The sequence below is a fragment of the Streptomyces sp. NPDC088097 genome, from assembly GCF_044741845.1.
GTDB lineage: Bacteria > Actinomycetota > Actinomycetes > Streptomycetales > Streptomycetaceae > Streptomyces.
The window spans coordinates 254921-272284 of sequence record NZ_JBIUTJ010000007.1 but is presented as its reverse complement, the minus strand read 5'-3'; the positions used below and the strand labels follow the sequence as shown (position 1 = coordinate 272284).

Annotated in this window: 11 protein-coding genes; 7 read left to right on the top strand and 4 right to left on the bottom strand. The window is 73.6% G+C overall.

Going from position 1 to position 17364, the window contains the following annotated elements; translation table 11 throughout:
* Nucleotides 1-17: 17 nt before the first annotated feature.
* A complete protein-coding gene (locus ACIOD1_RS22450) occupies nt 18-1004 on the bottom strand; it encodes an ADP-ribosylglycohydrolase family protein (protein WP_401904160.1) in 987 nt (328 codons plus the stop codon).
* Nucleotides 1005-1262: 258 nt separating this feature from the next.
* Between ACIOD1_RS22450 and ACIOD1_RS22445 the strand changes: the two genes are divergently transcribed.
* From ACIOD1_RS22445 to ACIOD1_RS22435, 3 genes are all read left to right on the top strand, one after another.
* Nucleotides 1263-1994: a VIT1/CCC1 transporter family protein gene (locus ACIOD1_RS22445; protein ID WP_365624707.1), complete on the top strand. Its 732-nt coding sequence runs from the start codon at nt 1263-1265 to the stop codon at nt 1992-1994.
* A 339-nt stretch (nt 1995-2333) separates the two neighbouring features.
* On the top strand, nt 2334-6932 hold the full coding sequence (gene gltB, locus ACIOD1_RS22440; RefSeq protein ID WP_365624704.1) for a glutamate synthase large subunit: 4599 nt from the start codon (nt 2334-2336) through the stop codon (nt 6930-6932).
* Nucleotides 6925-8385: a glutamate synthase subunit beta gene (locus ACIOD1_RS22435; RefSeq protein WP_365624701.1), complete on the top strand. Its 1461-nt coding sequence runs from the start codon at nt 6925-6927 to the stop codon at nt 8383-8385. The genes gltB and ACIOD1_RS22435 overlap by 8 nt, the downstream gene beginning before the upstream one ends.
* A gap of 583 nt (nt 8386-8968) precedes the next feature.
* On the opposite strand, the gene ACIOD1_RS22430 is transcribed toward ACIOD1_RS22435, so the two are convergent.
* Nucleotides 8969-11893: an ATP-binding protein gene (locus tag ACIOD1_RS22430; RefSeq protein WP_401904157.1), complete on the bottom strand. Its 2925-nt coding sequence runs from the start codon at nt 11891-11893 to the stop codon at nt 8969-8971.
* A 126-nt stretch (nt 11894-12019) separates the two neighbouring features.
* Nucleotides 12020-12325 carry a hypothetical protein gene (locus ACIOD1_RS22425; protein WP_365624686.1) on the bottom strand — a complete coding sequence of 102 codons (306 nt, stop codon included), beginning with the start codon at nt 12323-12325 and terminating at the stop codon, nt 12020-12022.
* Between ACIOD1_RS22425 and ACIOD1_RS22420 the strand changes: the two genes are divergently transcribed.
* The 4 genes from ACIOD1_RS22420 to ACIOD1_RS22405 all read left to right on the top strand — a co-directional run bounded on the left by ACIOD1_RS22420 (nt 12318) and on the right by ACIOD1_RS22405 (nt 16824).
* Entirely contained in the window at nt 12318-12818 is a 501-nt protein-coding gene (locus ACIOD1_RS22420) for a hypothetical protein (protein WP_401904154.1), read from the top strand. The genes ACIOD1_RS22425 and ACIOD1_RS22420 overlap by 8 nt on opposite strands.
* Before the next feature lie 113 nt (nt 12819-12931).
* Entirely contained in the window at nt 12932-13162 is a 231-nt protein-coding gene (locus ACIOD1_RS22415) for a hypothetical protein (RefSeq protein WP_365624680.1), read from the top strand.
* Complete coding sequence (locus tag ACIOD1_RS22410; RefSeq protein ID WP_365624677.1) at nt 13159-14280, top strand: hypothetical protein; 1122 nt, start codon at nt 13159-13161, stop codon at nt 14278-14280. The genes ACIOD1_RS22415 and ACIOD1_RS22410 overlap by 4 nt, the downstream gene beginning before the upstream one ends.
* Before the next feature lie 1191 nt (nt 14281-15471).
* A complete protein-coding gene (locus ACIOD1_RS22405) occupies nt 15472-16824 on the top strand; it encodes a DUF1906 domain-containing protein (RefSeq protein ID WP_365624674.1) in 1353 nt (450 codons plus the stop codon).
* Here ACIOD1_RS22405 and ACIOD1_RS22400 read toward each other — a convergent pair.
* Nucleotides 16817-17329, bottom strand: coding sequence for a pyridoxamine 5'-phosphate oxidase family protein (locus ACIOD1_RS22400; RefSeq protein WP_365624671.1), 513 nt, complete (start codon nt 17327-17329; stop codon nt 16817-16819). The genes ACIOD1_RS22405 and ACIOD1_RS22400 overlap by 8 nt on opposite strands.
* Nucleotides 17330-17364 lie beyond the last annotated feature (35 nt).

Here is a 17364-nt window from a genome sequence, read left to right as displayed (position 1 = left end):
TGGGGTGGTCGGTGGGGTCACCGGGAGGGCTCGGATTCGGGGGTGAGGAGGTCCGCGATGTCCAGGACGTGGTGGCCCCGCATCGAGGGGAGGCAGCTGCCCCGTACCGGCCCGATCGCCGAGGCCCAGTCGGGCGGGATGGCCGCCACCCCCGACAGGGCCCCGGCGAGCGCGCCCGCGACGGCGGCGGTGGTGTCGGCGTCCCGGCCCATGTTCACGGCGGTCAGGACCGAGGAGGCGAAGTCGCCCGCGCAGGCGGCGAACGCCCCGAAGGCCAGGCCGACCGCCTCCGGCGCCAGGTCCGTCCACGGGTAGCCGCCGATCACCACGGCCGACCGTACGGCCCGTTCCCCGCGGGGCGCGGCGGTGACCGCCCGCCGCAGGGAGCGGGCGGTCCAGGAGTCCGAGGGGATCACCGACAGGGCCGCCGAGACCACGGAGGCGGGGGAACCTCCGGCCATCGCGGCGGCGACCCCGGCGGCCACCGCCTGGCCCCCGTAGATGCCCTCCCCGTCGTGGCTGACCGAGCCGTCGATCGCGACGAGCCGCGCCGCCTCGGCCGGGCGCCCCGCCGCGAACACCCCGAAGGGCGCCGCGCGCATGGCGAGCCCGTCGGACCAGGCGTGGCGGTGCTGGGCGGAGATCGGGGCGGCCAGGCCCCGCCGGAGGTTCTCCAGGGTGCCGCGCTCCGAGAAGCCGGCCCCGCGGAAGGGGCCCTCGTCCAGATCGGCGATCCAGTGGTGCCAGGCCCGCTCGACGTGCGAGACGGTCAGGGCCGACCCGTGCCGGGCCAGGAGCAGGCCCGAGAAGATCGCGTACTCGGTGTCGTCGGTGCCGGCCGGATCGTCCGAGACGAAGCCTTCGATCCGGCCCCACTTCGCACGGATCTCCGACGGCTTCATGTTCTCCGCGGGGGCGCCGAGCGCGTCACCCACCGCGAGGCCGAGAAGAGCGCCCCTGGCCCGTTCGAGGAGGACCTGTGGATTGCATGCGATCAGCTCCATGGCGCGCCTCTCCACTTGATGGGACTCATGATGAGCCCTTGGGGGATTTGTGCCACGGCATGTGGATTGTCGCTCGTCGCGAAACACCCCTCGAACCTCGCCGTCACCCGGTCGCCGACCCACGAAACCCCAGGTAAGTACGGCCTTCCTTGCTGGCGGACCTCAAAAATCGTGCGTAGTTTCGAGGTGTTCAGGGGGAGTGGAACTCCGCGCGTTGCCTTCGCGTACCCACTCGCATGAAAAGGGGAGATACGCCGCATGTCCATCATTCAGACCGAAGCGCCACTGCACACCGCCCACCGCGACAACCACACCCACCGTGACGTCAACGGGGGATGGCTGCGGCCGGCCGTGTTCGGTGCGATGGACGGGCTCGTCTCCAACCTCGCCCTGATGACGGGCGTGGCCGGCGGGGCCGTCGCCCCCCAGACCGTCGTGATCACCGGCCTGGCCGGTCTCGCGGCCGGTGCCTTCTCGATGGCGGCCGGCGAGTACACCTCCGTCGCCTCGCAGCGCGAGCTGGTCCTCGCCGAGCTGGACGTCGAGCGCCAGCAGCTGAGCAAGCACCCGATCGACGAGATGGAGGAGCTGGCCGAGCTCTACGTCTCGCGCGGGGTCGAGCCCGCCCTGGCCCGCGAGGTCGCCATGCAGCTCTCGCGCGACCCCGAGCAGGCGCTGGAGATCCACGCCCGCGAGGAGCTGGGCATAGACCCCGACGACCTGCCCTCGCCGCTGGTGGCCGCGGTCTCGTCCTTCGGCTCCTTCGCGCTGGGCGCCCTGCTCCCGCTGCTGCCCTACCTGCTCGGGGCGACCTCGCTGATGCCGGCCGTGCTGGTGGCCCTGGTCGGGCTCTTCGCCTGCGGTGCGGTCGTCGCGCGGATCACGGCCCGCTCCTGGCTCTACAGCGGCCTGCGCCAGCTCCTGCTGGGTGGCGCCGCCGCCGGTGTGACGTACATCCTGGGAACCTGGATCGGTGGCGCCGTAGGCTAACGACGGCAAGGGTGAGACACTATGCAGTACACAACATAAGTAGTCCGTTACCCGGCGGTTTCGATCGTGTGACCGCGGGGCATCAGACCAGGGCGCCGGGCAATGATGCCCGCTCCGCGCCGGGACCTTCGCCCTGTGTCGTGTCCGCAGAAGTCCTCTTGAACACCTCTGTGGCCCTGCGAAGGTCCCTCTTTTCTGCTTCGGGCAAGTGTCCGCATGTTGGAACGCGATATCCGCTTCTCGGGATTGCCGTCATCATGTAACCTGCACGAAATTTCGCAGAGGGCCAACGTCGTCCCTCGGCTATGCACATATGCCACGACGACGACGGGAGAGCCGATGCGTTCCGCATCCACGCACTCCGCGACCGGCCTCAGCACCAACGCCTGGTCGCCCATGGACGGTCGCCCCGCCCAGCAGGGCATGTACGACCCCCGCAACGAGAAGGACGCCTGTGGCGTCGGTTTCGTGGCGAACCTCACCGGCGAGGCGACCCACACGCTCGTGGAGCAGGCGCTGACCGTACTGCGGAACCTTGAGCACCGTGGCGCGACCGGCTCCGAGCCGGACTCGGGCGACGGCGCCGGAATCCTCTCCCAGGTGCCGGACGCGTTCCTGCGCGAGGTCACCTCCTTCGACCTTCCCGATGCCGGCGCCTACGCCGTCGGCATCGCCTTCCTCCCCGCCGACGGCACCGCACAGGCCGTCGCCGTGGAGCAGATCGAGGCCATCGCCGCCCAGGAGAACCTCACGGTCCTCGGCTGGCGCGAGGTCCCGGTCACCCCGGACCTGCTCGGCAACGGCGCCCGCGCCACCATGCCGGCCTTCTCGCAGCTCTTCGTGAGCAACGGGACGACGGGCATCGAGCTGGACCGCAAGGCGTTCGTGCTGCGCAAGCGCGCCGAGCGCGAGGCCGGCGTGTACTTCCCGTCGCTCTCCGCCCGCACCATCGTCTACAAGGGCATGCTGACCACCGGCCAGCTGGAGCCCTTCTTCCCCGACCTCTCCGACCGTCGCTTCGCCTCGACGCTTGCCCTGGTCCACTCCCGGTTCTCGACGAACACCTTCCCGTCCTGGCCGCTCGCCCACCCGTACCGCTTCGTCGCGCACAACGGCGAGATCAACACGGTCAAGGGCAACCGGAACTGGATGAAGGCCCGCGAGTCCCAGCTGGCCTCCGGCGTCTTCGGCGACGGGGCCCTGGACCGGATCTTCCCGATCTGCACCCCGGACGCCTCCGACTCGGCCTCCTTCGACGAGGTCCTGGAGCTGCTCCACCTCGGCGGCCGGTCGCTGCCCCACAGCGTCCTGATGATGATCCCGGAGGCCTGGGAGAACCACGCCTCCATGGCCCCGGCCCGCCGCGCGTTCTACCAGTACCACTCCACGATGATGGAGCCCTGGGACGGCCCGGCCTGCGTCACCTTCACCGACGGCACCCAGGTCGGCGCGGTCCTCGACCGCAACGGTCTGCGCCCCGGTCGCTACTGGGTCACCGACGACGGCCTCGTCGTCCTCGGCTCCGAGGTCGGCGTCCTCGACATCGACCCGGCCAAGGTCGTCCGCAAGGGCCGCCTGCAGCCCGGCAAGATGTTCCTCGTCGACACCGCCCAGAAGCGGATCATCGAGGACGACGAGATCAAGGACGAGCTGGCCTCCGCCGCGCCCTACGCCGAATGGCTGGACACCGGCGAGATCGAGCTGACGGACCTGCCCGAGCGCGAGCACATCGTCCACACCCACGCCTCGGTCACCCGTCGCCAGCAGACCTTCGGCTACACCGAGGAAGAGCTGCGCGTCATCCTCGCGCCGATGGCCCGTACCGCCGGCGAGCCCCTTGGCTCCATGGGTACGGACTCTCCGATCGCGGCCCTGTCCGAGCGCCCCCGGCTGCTCTTCGACTACTTCACCCAGCTCTTCGCGCAGGTCACCAACCCGCCGCTGGACGCCATCCGCGAGGAGCTCGTCACCTCGCTGCTGTCCTCGGTGGGCCCGCAGGGCAACCTGCTGGACCCGACGGCCGCGTCCTGCCGCAGCGTCACCCTGCCCTTCCCGGTGATCGACAACGACGAGCTGGCCAAGCTCATACACGTCAACGCCGACGGCGACATGCCGGGCATGAAGGCCGCCACCCTTTCGGGCCTGTACCGGGTCTCGGGCGGCGGCGAGTCCCTGGCCGCCCGCCTGGAGGACATCCGGGGCGAGGTCGACGCGGCCATCGCGAACGGCGCGCACCTGATCGTCCTGTCGGACCGCCACTCGGACGCCGAGCACGCGCCGATCCCGTCGCTGCTGCTCACCGCCGCCGTGCACCACCACCTCATCGCCACCAAGCAGCGCACCCAGGTGGGTCTGCTGGTCGAGGCCGGTGACGTCCGCGAGGTCCACCACGTCGCGCTGCTGATCGGCTACGGCGCCGCAGCTGTCAACCCGTACCTGGCCATGGAGTCCGTCGAGGACCTCCTGCGCGCCGGTACCTTCCTGACCGGCCTGGAGCCGGAGCAGGCCATCAAGAACCTGATCTACGCGCTCGGCAAGGGCGTCCTGAAGGTCATGTCCAAGATGGGCATCTCCACCGTCGCCTCCTACCGCGGCGCCCAGGTCTTCGAGGCCGTCGGCCTGAACGAGGAGTTCGTCGGCACCTACTTCGCGGGCACCGCCACGAAGATCGGCGGCGCCGGCCTGGACGTCATCGCCAAGGAGGTGGCCGCGCGCCACGCCAAGGCGTACCCCGTCTCCGGCATCGCGGCCACGCACCGCGCGCTGGAGATCGGCGGCGAGTACCAGTGGCGCCGCGAGGGCGAGCCGCACCTGTTCGACCCGGAGACGGTCTTCCGCCTCCAGCACGCCACCCGCAACCGCCGGTACGACATCTTCCGGCAGTACACGGACCGCGTGAACGAGCAGTCCGAGCGCCTCATGACGCTCCGCGGCCTCTTCGGCTTCAAGAGCGACCGCCCGTCGATCTCCATCGACGAGGTCGAGCCGATCTCCGAGATCGTCAAGCGTTTCTCCACGGGCGCCATGTCGTACGGCTCCATCTCCAAGGAGGCGCACGAGACCCTCGCCATCGCCATGAACCAGTTGGGCGGCAAGTCCAACACCGGTGAGGGCGGCGAGGACCCGGACCGCCTGTACGACCCGGCGCGGCGCTCGTCGATCAAGCAGGTCGCCTCCGGCCGCTTCGGCGTCACCTCCGAGTACCTGGTCAACGCGGACGACATCCAGATCAAGATGGCGCAGGGTGCCAAGCCCGGCGAGGGCGGCCAGCTGCCCGGCCACAAGGTCTACCCGTGGGTCGCCAAGACCCGGCACTCCACCCCGGGCGTCGGCCTGATCTCCCCGCCGCCGCACCACGACATCTACTCCATCGAGGACCTGGCTCAGCTGATCCACGACCTCAAGAACGCCAACCCGGCGGCCCGCATCCACGTGAAGCTGGTCTCCGAGGTCGGCGTGGGCACGGTCGCGGCGGGTGTCTCCAAGGCCCACGCGGACGTCGTCCTCATCTCCGGCCACGACGGCGGTACGGGCGCCTCCCCGCTCACCTCGCTCAAGCACGCGGGCGGACCCTGGGAGCTCGGCCTCGCCGAGACCCAGCAGACCCTGCTGCTCAACGGGCTGCGCGACCGCATCGTGGTCCAGACGGACGGCCAGCTCAAGACCGGCCGTGACGTGATCATCGCCGCGCTGCTCGGCGCCGAGGAGTTCGGTTTCGCGACCGCGCCGCTCGTCGTCTCCGGCTGCGTCATGATGCGCGTCTGCCACCTGGACACCTGCCCGGTCGGCATCGCCACCCAGAACCCGGTCCTGCGCGACCGGTTCTCCGGCAAGCCCGAGTTCATCGTGAACTTCTTCGAGTTCATCGCGCAGGAGGTCCGCGAGCTCCTCGCCGAGCTGGGCTTCCGCACCATCGAGGAGGCCGTCGGCCACGCCGAGTTCCTCGACACCAGCAACGCCGTCACGCACTGGAAGGCGCAGGGTCTCGACCTGGAGCCGCTCTTCTACGTGCCGGAGCTGCCCGAGGGCGCGGTCCGCCACGCCCTGATCGAGCAGGACCACGGTCTGGAGAAGGCCCTCGACAACGAGCTGATCAAGCTCGCGGCCGACGCGCTGAACGCCGACTCGGCCGAGACCGCCCAGCCGGTCCGCGCCCAGGTCGCGATCCGCAACATCAACCGGACCGTCGGCACCATGCTCGGCCACGAGGTCACGAAGAAGTTCGGTGGCGCGGGCCTGCCCGCCAACACCATCGACCTGACCTTCACCGGCTCCGCCGGCCAGTCCTTCGGCGCCTTCCTCCCCAGCGGCATCACCCTGCGCCTGGAGGGCGACGCCAACGACTACGTCGGCAAGGGCCTCTCCGGCGGCCGGATCGTGGTCCGCCCGGACCGCGCCGCCGACCACCTGGCCGAGTACTCCACCATCGCCGGCAACACCATCGGTTACGGAGCCACCGGCGGCGAGATGTTCCTGCGCGGCCGCACCGGCGAACGCTTCTGCGTCCGCAACTCCGGCGCCCTGGTCGTCTCGGAGGGCGTGGGCGACCACGGCTGCGAGTACATGACCGGTGGCCAGGCCGTCGTCCTCGGCGAGACGGGCCGCAACTTCGCGGCCGGCATGTCGGGCGGTACCGCGTACGTCATCGACCTCGACCCGAACAACGTCAACGTCGGCAACACGGGCGCGGTCGAGACCGACCTCTCCGACACCGACAAGCAGTGGCTGCACGATGTGGTGCGCCGCCACGAGGAAGAGACCGGCTCCACCGTCGCCGCGAAGCTCCTCGCTGACTGGGACGCCTCGGCGGCCCGCTTCAGCAAGATCATCCCGACCACGTACAAGGCAGTGCTCGCCGCCAAGGACGCCGCCGAGCTGGCCGGACTCTCGGAGTCCGAGACCACGGAGAAGATGATGGAGGCGGCGACCCATGGCTGACCCGAAGGGCTTCCTCACCACCCCCCGCGAGACCGCCTGCTCCCGTCCGGTGGCCGATCGCCTCAAGGACTGGAACGAGGTCTACGTTCCGGGCTCGCTGCTCCCGATCATCAGCAAGCAGGCCGGCCGCTGCATGGACTGCGGCATCCCGTTCTGTCACAACGGCTGCCCGCTCGGGAACCTGATCCCCGAGTGGAACGACTTCGCGTACCGCGAGGACTGGACGGCGGCCTCCGAGCGGCTGCACGCCACGAACAACTTCCCGGAGTTCACGGGCCGCCTGTGCCCCGCTCCGTGCGAGTCGGCGTGCGTGCTCGGCATCAACCAGCCGGCCGTCACCATCAAGAACGTCGAAGTCTCGATCATCGACAAGGCCTGGGACAACGGCGACGTCACCCCGCAGCCGCCCGAGCGCCTGTCCGGCAAGACGGCCGCCGTCATCGGCTCCGGTCCGGCGGGTCTCGCCGCGGCCCAGCAGCTGACCCGGGCCGGGCACACCGTGGTGGTGTACGAGCGCGCCGACCGCGTCGGCGGGCTGCTGCGCTACGGCATCCCCGAGTTCAAGATGGAGAAGGTGCACATCAACCGCCGCATCGAGCAGATGCGCGCGGAGGGCACCAAGTTCCGCACCGGCATCGAGGTCGGCCGCGACATCACCGCCACCGACCTGCGCAAGCGGTTCGACGCGGTCGTCATCGCCGCGGGCGCGACGGTCTCCCGCGACCTGCCGGTGGCGGGGCGCGACCTCAAGGGCATCCACTTCGCGATGGAGTACCTCCCCCTCGCGAACAAGGTCCAGGAGGGCGACTTCCTGGCCCCGCCGATCACCGCCGAGGGCAAGCACGTCGTCGTCATCGGCGGCGGCGACACCGGCGCGGACTGCGTGGGCACCGCCCACCGCCAGGGCGCGGCCTCGGTCACCCAGCTGGAGATCATGCCGCGTCCCTCGGAGGACCGGCCGACCGCCCAGCCGTGGCCGACCTTCCCCATGCTGTACAAGGTCACCTCGGCCCACGAGGAGGGCGGCGAGCGGATCTACTCCGTCTCCACCACCCACTTCGAGGGCGACGAGGACGGCAACGTCCAGTCGCTGCACCTGTCCGAGGTGGAGTTCGTCGACGGCAAGCTCACCTCGAAGCCCGGCACCGAGCGCGTCCTCCCGGCGCAGCTGGTCACCCTGGCGATGGGCTTCACCGGCACCGACCAGGAGAACGGCCTGGTCCAGCAGTTCGGCCTTGCCCTGGACGCGCGCGGCAACATCGAGCGCGACGCCTCGTACCTGACCAACGTCGACGGCGTCTTCGTCGCCGGTGACGCGGGTCGCGGCCAGTCGCTCATCGTCTGGGCCATCGCGGAGGGCCGCTCGGCCGCCCGCGGCGTGGACCGCTTCCTGACCGGCAGCAGCGCCCTCCCGTACCCGGTCAAGCCGTCGGACCGCAGCCTGATGGTGTAACCCACCCGCCCCACCCCCGCCCTTCGGGGCGGGACCCCTCATACGGTCCGTACAACGGCGTACGGAATTCTGACACCGCGCCCGCCATGACCATCTTGGGATGCCGGGCTCGCACCGCTCGGCCGCAGGCGGCCTCCCGGGCTTCACCCGGCTGCGCCGGCCTCCGGCCGTCGGTGCCCACCCCCGCCCTTCGGGGCGGGACCCCTCATACGGTCCGTACAACGGCGTACGGAATTCTGACACCGCGCCCGCCATGTCCCCGACCAGGGATGGCGGGCGCTGTGGCGTTCAGGGGTGGGCTATTCGGGCTGGACGACCGTGGCGCCCCAGCGGGTGGACGGTGACGAGTCTGCTCCGGGATCCAGACCACTCCGTCGGGTCTCGGGTAGCCGATGGGCTCGTCCTGTGCGAGCGCCTGGCCCCCGCCCAGCGTCATCGCCGGTGCCGCGCCGGCCGTGAGCGCGAGGGTGCCGCGGACCCTGAACCTCGGCCGGTTGTGCTTCGCGTTTTCCTCATGTGTCGAAAGCATGTTCGGCCCCGCCGCGCTGGCCGTGCCCGCCGACGACGCCCGGGTGCGTTGCGCTCAAGGGGAGGGGGTCGAGCGGGCGGTGAGGGCGGCCAGGGCTGCTCGGGTGGTGATGCCCGTCTTGCGGTAGATGTGGGCGAGGTGGGTGTCCACGGTGCGGGGGCTGACGTAGAGGCGGGCCGCGATGGACGGGGTGGTCAGGCCCTCCGCTACCAGGGCGGCGATCTCCCGCTCGCGCGGGGTCAGTCCCGGGATCGCGGCCGGCGGGTGCGGGGGCGCGGGTGTCTGCGGTGCGGTGGGGGCGGGCGGGCCGAGTTGGTCCGCCAGGCCCGTCAGCAGCAGGGCCCCGCCCGCCTCCGCCAGGGCGCGGCCCCGGTGCCACAGCGCCGGGGCCGCACCGTCGGCGGGCGCCGCCGCCGCCCCGAGCAGCAGGGACTGCGCCTCCCACAGGGTGGCCCCCGTCGAGGCTGCCTCCCGCGCGGCCCGTACGTACAGGTCGACCGCCTCGGCGGAGCGGCCCTGCGCCGACAGCACCAGGGCCGAGCCCCGCAGGGCCGATGCCCGCTGGGTGGGCAGGCCGAGGTGCTCCGCCTCCACCGAGGCCCGCGCGGCCCACGACCGCGCCGAGGTGAGGTCCCCGCTCGCTACGGCGGCCGTCGCCAGGGCCTCCAGGAACAGGGGCCGCGTCGAGGGTTGGAGGCCCGCCAGGTCGGGGCCGGCGGCGCGGAGGACCGCGGTGCGGGCCCGCTCCGGATCTCCGGCGTAGAGGGCCGCGTACCCGAGCACGCACCAGGCCAACGAGGCCCACCAACTGGTGCGCGCACCCGCGACGTGCGCGGCCTCCTCGGCGACCGACAGCGGCTCGGGACTCCCCGGGGGCAGGGAGGCGAGCAGCACCTGGGCCTTGTTGGTGAGCGCGAGGGCGAGCAGATCGGGGCTGCCGACACCGCGCGCGATGGTCTCGGCCTCTTCGACGAGTTCCAGGGCCGGGGGCAGCCGGCCGGTGCTCATGAGCACGTTGGCCTTGCACTGCAACAGGTGGGCGAGGATGTGCGGGGGGCCGCCCCGGCGGGCCACGGCCAGTCCGAGATCGGCGTGCCGCTCCGCCTCCGCGTAGTGCTCCAGGTAGAACTCCGTGGCGCTGAGCCGTGCCCGGGACTCCCCGAGCAGGGCCAACTCCCGCTCGCCCAGTGCTTCCAGCAGGGCGTCGGCGCGGGCGGAGAACCGTCCGGCCTCCACGAGGTCCCCCTCGTACGCCTCGCCCAGTGCCGACAGGGCCAGCGCGTCGGCCTCCGCCGCCCCGTCGCCCAGACGACGGGCCAACGCGCGGGTGCGCCCGAGGTCGGCGCGGACTTCCGGGTACGGGGTGGAGTGCGGGGCGCAGGAGCCCAGTTCGAGGCCGAGGGCCAACGCGTCGGAGGGCAGCGGGGCGGGGCGCCGCGACAGCTCCCGGCGGAGCAGGGCGACAGCCTGCGCGTACCGTCCGAGGTGGCGTTCCAACGAGGCGCAGAGGGTGACGGCGGCCAACCGCAGACCGGTGTCCTCGTCCGGCGGGACCGCATCGATCAGCGCCCGCAACAGGTCGCGGCCGGCCGGGAGTTCACCGCAGATGCCCAGGGCGCGGGCCCGGGCCAGCATCAGTTCGAGCCGGCGTCGGGCGTGGCGGGGCCCGTCCGGGAGCACCCGCAGCACCACCGCCAGCCAGTGCGCGGAACTCGCCGGGGCCGTGTCGGCGGTCAGCCGGGCCGCGTCCAGCAGGACGGCCGCCGCCGCCGGGTCCCAGCCGGTCAGGGCCTGCTCCACGTGGTGCGCCCGGACGGGGGCCGAGGCCCCGGCGCGGGCCAGCGCCCCGGCGGCGGCGCGGTGCATCCGGACGCGGTGCTGGGGGTCGGCGTTCTCGTGAACGACGCTGCGCAGCACCGGGTGGCGCAGCGTCCAGCTCCCGGCCGGCCCGGGGCGGACCAGGTCGCGCAGGGCCAGCGCCCGCAGGTCGGCGTCGAGGTCGGCGGCGGTGCCACCGACGAGTTCCGCCAGCGGCCCGGGGGCGGCGTGGTCGCCCAGCACGGCCACCGCCTCGACGGTACGGCGCTGCGCCGCGGTCAGCGGGGTGAGTTCGTCCAGCAGCAGCGACCCCAGCCCGCCGAGCGGGGCCCGAGTGCCGGGGTCGGCGACGGGGCCGGCTCCGGGGCGGGGGACGGAGCCGGCGTCGGGGTCCGGGTCGGCGGTGTGGCTCTGGAGCAGGGCGAGGAAGTACAGCGGGTTGCCCCCGCTGGCCGCGTAGATCCGGGCCGCGCGGCCGGGCGGCAGCCCGGGGGCGAGCCCCTCGACGCAGGCCCGTTCGGGGAGCGGCCCCAGCTCGATGCGCAGCACGGCGCCGGTGTCGATGCCCCGGGTGAGGGCTGCGGCCAGGGAGGCCGAGGTCTGGCGGTCGCGCCGGGCGACGGCGGTGATCGCGGGGGCCCGCAGGGGGTGGCGGACGAGGTGGTCGAGGAGTTCCAGGGAGGCCGGGTCCGCCCAGTGGAGGTCGTCGAGGGCGATGAGCAGGCCCGCTCCGGTGCGGCTGAGGGCGGCCAGCAGGCGGGCGGTCGCCCGGTGCACGGCGAACCGGTCGGCGTGCACGGCCGCCGCGCGTTCCCGGCGGGCGGTGTCCGCGCCTCCCGGAGTCGAGAGCGTGCCCTGGAGCACGGGCGCCGCGGCCTCGACGAGGGCGGCCGAGGGGCCGGCGGTCGTGGCGGCGGTCGCGGCGGTTGCCCCGGTGCCTTCGGGGCGCAGCAGGTCGGGGTCCAGGTCGGCGAAGGCGTCGGTGAACAGCCCGAAGGGGGTGTGGCGTTCGTACTCGGTGGCCCGGCCGCGCAGCACGACCATGCCGCGCGCCCGGGCCCGTAAGCAGAGTTCCGTCAACAGTCGGCTCTTGCCGATCCCCGCCGCGCCGGTCAGGTCCACCACGGCGGGCCCGCCGGCGTCGCCCCGCCCGTCGAGCACCGCGTCCAGCCGCCGCAGTTCCGCCTCCCGGCCGGCCCGGTCCGGTCCTGGTCACGATGTGCCCCCCGAGTGACTACGAGGGGTGAAGCGTACCGAGGCGCGGTGGGCCCGCCTACGTAGGCGGTTCTACGGATGTGGGCGCGCTGCTCGACCTGCCACCCTCGGGAGTGACCCGTCCTCACCTGTCCTGGGGGATGCCATGCGCCGCTCACGAGGGCTCGCCGCGCCCGTTCTGGCCACCTTGGTGCTCGCCGCCGTGGCGGGCTGCTCCGACCATCGGGCGGGCGCCTCGGCCGGATCCGCGGCGAGCGCTTCGCCGAGTACTTCCGCGAGCGCGACGCCGACCGCGTCCGAGCCCCCGTCGTCGTCGCCGTCCCCGTCGTCCACGTCCGTGCCCCAGCCCGCCTGCCAGAACACGGCGGTCATGGACACGCGCACGCGGTACCGGTTCCTGCTCGACGGGCCGGGCGACGTCCTGCGCAACCAGCGCACCCTCTACCTCAAGCCCGAGGGGGTGTTCTTCGGCATCCGGACGCTCCAGCGGCCGTGCGAACCGCAGGAGGTGGCCGTCACCCGGTTCCGGGTCGTGACGAGGGCCGAGGTGCAGAAGGACCGGAAGACCGGGCAGACCTACGACCTCTCCTTCGCCTACGAGGCCCTTGGCGTAAGGAAGTTCACCGTCGGCGCGGGGGACGGGCTCGTGGGGGACAGTCGGCCGCCCGCCCCGACCGCCTGCGAGGGCACCCTCTCGGTCCTCCACCTCGGGGACGAGATCAAGAAGGGCGCCCTCCCCGAGCAGCTGGACTTCAGGCACTCCGGGTCGACCTCCGCCGACGGCGGCGCGACCTCGGTGAAGGTCGCCGGGGACCTGGTGCTCGACGCGCAGTTCCTGCCCCCGACGGCGCCCGACACCTGCAAGGGCTGAGGGGAGCCGGATCCTACCCATGAGTATTGACTTAAAGTCAGTTCGGCGCCACGCTCTCGGCGGATCCTTGTCCGCCAGGTCATGGGAGGCGCGCTGTGCATGCCGAGAACGCTGTGCATACCGAGAACTCGGGCGAACGTGCGGTACTCGAAACGGAGTTGACGGGAGGAGCGCTGCCCGCGTCCTTCGGTGCGCCGGCCCCGGGGGAGGTGACCCGGCTGGTCGAGGCGCTGCGCGCCGAGCGGGCGCGACGGGCCGACGGGCTGAACGAGGCCGCCGAGGAGGCCCTGCGGCTGGTCCCCGCCCTCGTACGGGGAGCGGTGCGCAAGGTGCTGTTCCGGTGACCCGGGCCGAGGTGGTGGCCCGGGCCGAGCCGGCGAACCGGGCCGAGGTGGAGAAGGTCGCCCGACTGCTTGGCGCGGACCCGGAGCCGTTCGCCTTCCTGCGGGAGCTGCCGGCGGCGGACGTACGGGCCTTCCGGGAACGGGCGGGCGCCGCCCTGTTCGACGGGGCGCCGGAGATGCTGGACCGGATCGCCGCCGCGACGAGGCTGGTGCCGGCCGCGGTGGCCGCCGCGATCTGCCAGAAGGCCCTCGGGCCCCGCCTGGCCGCGGCCGTGGCGGGCCGGCTCGACGCGGGCCGGGCCGCCGACATCATCGAGAAGCTGCCGGTCCCCTTCACCGCGGAGTCCTGCGCGCACCTTGACCCCCGCCGGATCGGGGCGATCGTGGACGGGCTCGACGAGGGGCTGACCGTACGGATCGCGGTGGCCCTCGCCGAGCGCGGCGACCACCTCACCATGGGCCGGTTCGTCGGACACCTCGGCGACGGGGTGCTCGCCCGGATCCTGCCGCTCATCGGGGACGGCGACGTGCTGCGCGCCGGGTTCTACGCGGACCGGCCCGAGCGGCTCCCGAGGATCCTGGAGCTGCTGGGCGACGAACGGCTCGGCCCGCTCGTACGGGCCGCGGCGGCGGGCGGGCTCTGGGAGGAGGCCCTCGCGGTCGCCGCGGTGGTGGACGTCGACCAGCGCCGGCGCGTCGCCGAGCTGACCGCGCGGCTCGACGGGGCCGAACTCGCCTCACTCGTGCGGGTGACGCACGAGACGGGCCTGTGGCGGACGCTGCTGCCGCTCGTCGCGCTGCTGGGGGAGGAGGACCGCGAGGCCGTGGCCCGGCTGGAGCCGCTGCGGGATCCGCGGGTGCTGGACGGGGTGGTGCGGGCGGTGGTCGCGACCGGGCTGTGGGCGGAGTTCCTGCCGCTGGTGGGCGTGCTGCCCGACGCGGCCCGCAAGGTGGTGGCGGACGCGGCCGGCGCGCTGCCCGACGCGGAACTGGACGCGCTCGTACGGGAGGTGGCGGAGCGGGACCTGTGGGAGCGGGCGCTGCCGCTGGTCGAGCTGATGGACGACGCGGCCCGACAACGCGTCTTCGACCTCCCGGCCTTCCACGACCATCCCTGACCGGCCCGCCCCGACCGGACGCGGACCCCCACGGGGGAGGGGCCCGGGTCCGGCCGGACGGGAGCCCGTGCCCGTGCGCCTGCCCGTGCGGGACGGGGTGGGCCGGGCCGGGTCCTGGGGGAGGGGGCGGCCCGCGCCGGGCCCAGGGGCAACGGGGGAACCGCCCGGGCCGGCGGGAGGGGCCCGGGGGCGGGACCGGGGAGTGGGGGCGGGACCGGGGAGTGGGGGAAGTGGCCCCGGGTCAGGGAGGGGGATGCGGCCAGGTTGGGGCCGGGGCCCGAGGGAGGTGGCGGGAGTCTTCCCGGCCGGCGGGAGGGGCCCCGTCCGGACCCGGGGAGCCGGGGGGAGCGGCCCGGGCCAGGGGGGAGGTGTCGGGCTGGGGGGAGGCGTCGGGCTGGGGGGAAGGCGCCGGGTCGGGGCGGGGTCCGAGGGAGGTGGCGGGAGTCGTCCCGGCCGGCGGGAGGCCCCGTCCGGACCTGGGGAGCCGGGGGGAGCGGCCCGGGCCAGGGGGAAGGCGCCGGGTCGGGGCGGGGGTTCCGGCTCGGTGGTCGGCAGAGCCGGGCGGGCCCGCTCCGGGGAGGGAGCGGCCCGCCCGCCCCGCGGGCGGTGCGCAAGCTCAGCGCACCGCCCGTCGGGACGTCTGCCCGCGAGGACGTCCCCCCGTTGGGGCACCCCCGAGTCGGGGACGTCTGCCCGTTGCGGCACCCCCTCGTCGGGACTCCTGCGCGTTGTTCGCGCTCGCCCTTCGGGTCGGCTGTGGTCGGGTGTGTCCGCAGGTCGGGGGCATGCCTGTGGGGGCTCATGCTGCTCGGCGACGCCCGCCGCTGGGCAGGCTCGCCTTTCGGGGCGCTGGTCAGGTGCCTGCGTGTGGGGGCGGCTCCTGGTCGGGGACGGGCACCAGCCGTTCACGCTTGCCTGTCGTGATGTCCGACCGCCGAGGCGCCCCACGGCGGGGACGTCCGTCTTCGGGGTCACCTGCCGTGGGGGACGCCTGCCGGTCGGGCCTGTTTGCCTGCGGGCGGGCCTGCCGTGGGGGATGCCTGTGGGGACGCGGGCCGACCGGGGCCCGGACGTGGGGCGGACGCGGGGCGGACGTGGGACCGCGCCCGGGCCTCGGGGTAGGCCGGACGGACCATCTGTGCCGTGGATCGGCGCAGTTGAGGGGCGCGGGGTCTGGTATCTGTGACCCCCATGGCCTCCCGAACGCTGCTGCGGTGCCTGCTCGGCACCGCCCTGCTGTTGCCCGTAGCCCCCCTGTCCGCCGCCGCCACCACCGCATCGTCGGCCGACGTGCGGGCGCCCGCCCCCGCCCCCGCCGTGCTTGCCCGGGCCACCGCCGCCCGGGCCGTCGACTACCGGGGCCTGCGCCTGGCGCTCCCCGCCGACTGGCGGGTCGTCGACCTCGATCGGAATCCCGCCGCCTGTCTGCGCCTCGACCGGCCCACCCTCTACCTCGGGCACGCCGGCAGCCAGAGCGAGTGCGCCGGCCGGGCCGTCGCCACCCGCCGGGCCGACACCCTGCACCTGGAGCCGATCGACGGCGCCCCGCCGCGCGCCGACATCCCGACCCTCGCCGTGGCCGGCGGGGACCGGCTGCCGCCCGACGTCGGGGACAGCGCCGAGGTGCGCTACGCCCTCGGCGGGCCGGCGGTGATGGCCACACTCTCGTACGGGGCCGCGCCCGACACCGTGCGCGACCTGCTCGAAGCGGCGGCCCGCACCGCCCCCGACGCCCCCGACGTGCCCGGGCCGGTGATCCCCGCCACCGCTCCGGCCCGCGCACCCCGTACCGCCCAGGAGCCCTTCACCGGCGAGGGCTTCGACGCCTGCACCGCCCCGACCCAACGCACCATGGACGCCTGGCGCGTCAACTCCCCCTTCGGAGCGGTCGGCATCTACATCGGCGGCCGGGCCCGGGCCTGCGCCCAGCCGCAACTGACGGCCGCCTGGGTCCGCAAGCAGACCGCGGCCGGCTGGCACCTGATGCCGCTCTGGGTCGGCCCGCAGCCCTGGAACAGCTCCACGACCGGACTGTCCACCGACCCGTCCCGCGCCAACGACCAGGGCCGTGAAGCCGCCGAGGGCGCCGCGCAGGCGGCCGGATCCCTCGGCCTCACCGAGGGCGCCGTGCTCTACAACGACCTGGAGAACTACACCGACCGGGCCACCTGGGACGCCCCCGTCGTCGCCTACCTGACCGCCTGGACGGTCCGGTTGCACGAACTGGGCTACCGGTCCGCCGCCTACGTGGCCGCCGCCTCCGGGGTCAAAGCCCTCAGCGCCCACTACCGCCAGGCCCCCGAGGCCATGCCGGACGTACTCTGGACGGCCCGCTGGAACGGCTCGGCCACCGTCACCGACGCCGACATGGGCCTCCCGGCCGGCACCGCGCAGTGGGCCGGGCCGCGCCGGGCCCACCAGTTCAAGGGCGACCACGACGCCACGTACGGCGGGGTGACCCTCAACATCGACCGCAGTTGGCTGGACGTGAACCCGGCCGCCGCCGCGAGCCCCGCCGGCGGTGTGCGCTTCCCGCTCAGCTAGCGGGGGCGTCCTCGCGGGGCGGTTCGTCGTCGTTGCCCCGGCGGACCGTCCGCAGGCCGTGCGCCGGCGTCCACGTGCGCACCACCAGGTCGTCGCCCTCCACGCCGATGTGGACCACCTCGGTCAGATCGGCGTGGAAGAGGTGGAAGGGGTGCGGGGACCCCTTCTCCTCCGCGTACCGGTGCAGCTCCGGCGGGTCGACGATCTCCACCGCCCGCCCGGAGATCCGTACGTCCCCGTCGGGCATGTCCTCGCCCTCGCCCGGATTGGTGTGCAGGGCGAACCGGGGATCGCGCTGGAGGTCGAGCGCCTTCATCGAGCCCGCCATCATGCCGAGCCACAGCTCCCCGCCGCGGAACTCGACGTTGAGCCCGGCCAGCCGGGGGGAGCCGTCCTTGCGGAGGGTGCCGAGGACGTGGTGCGGGTACTGCGCGAAGCGGGCCCGGACGGCTTCCGCGAACCGCGGCTCCGCCGTCTCGAAGGCTGCCCAGTTGTTCGTCGTCATGTCGTCATCAAACCGCGCGGGACGGGCCCCGGTCC

Excerpts from the sequence above, each read along its gene's own strand:
- gltB (WP_365624704.1), top strand. The coding sequence starts at position 2,334 with ATGCGTTCCGCATCCACGCACTCCGCGACCGGCCTCAGCACCAACGCC.
- ACIOD1_RS22435 (WP_365624701.1), top strand. The coding sequence starts at position 6,925 with ATGGCTGACCCGAAGGGCTTCCTCACCACCCCCCGCGAGACCGCCTGC.
- ACIOD1_RS22450 (WP_401904160.1), bottom strand. The coding sequence starts at position 1,004 with ATGGAGCTGATCGCATGCAATCCACAGGTCCTCCTCGAACGGGCCAGG.
- ACIOD1_RS22420 (WP_401904154.1), top strand. The coding sequence starts at position 12,318 with ATGGACACGCGCACGCGGTACCGGTTCCTGCTCGACGGGCCGGGCGAC.
- ACIOD1_RS22400 (WP_365624671.1), bottom strand. The coding sequence starts at position 17,329 with ATGACGACGAACAACTGGGCAGCCTTCGAGACGGCGGAGCCGCGGTTC.
- ACIOD1_RS22445 (WP_365624707.1), top strand. The coding sequence starts at position 1,263 with ATGTCCATCATTCAGACCGAAGCGCCACTGCACACCGCCCACCGCGAC.
- ACIOD1_RS22405 (WP_365624674.1), top strand. The coding sequence starts at position 15,472 with ATGGCCTCCCGAACGCTGCTGCGGTGCCTGCTCGGCACCGCCCTGCTG.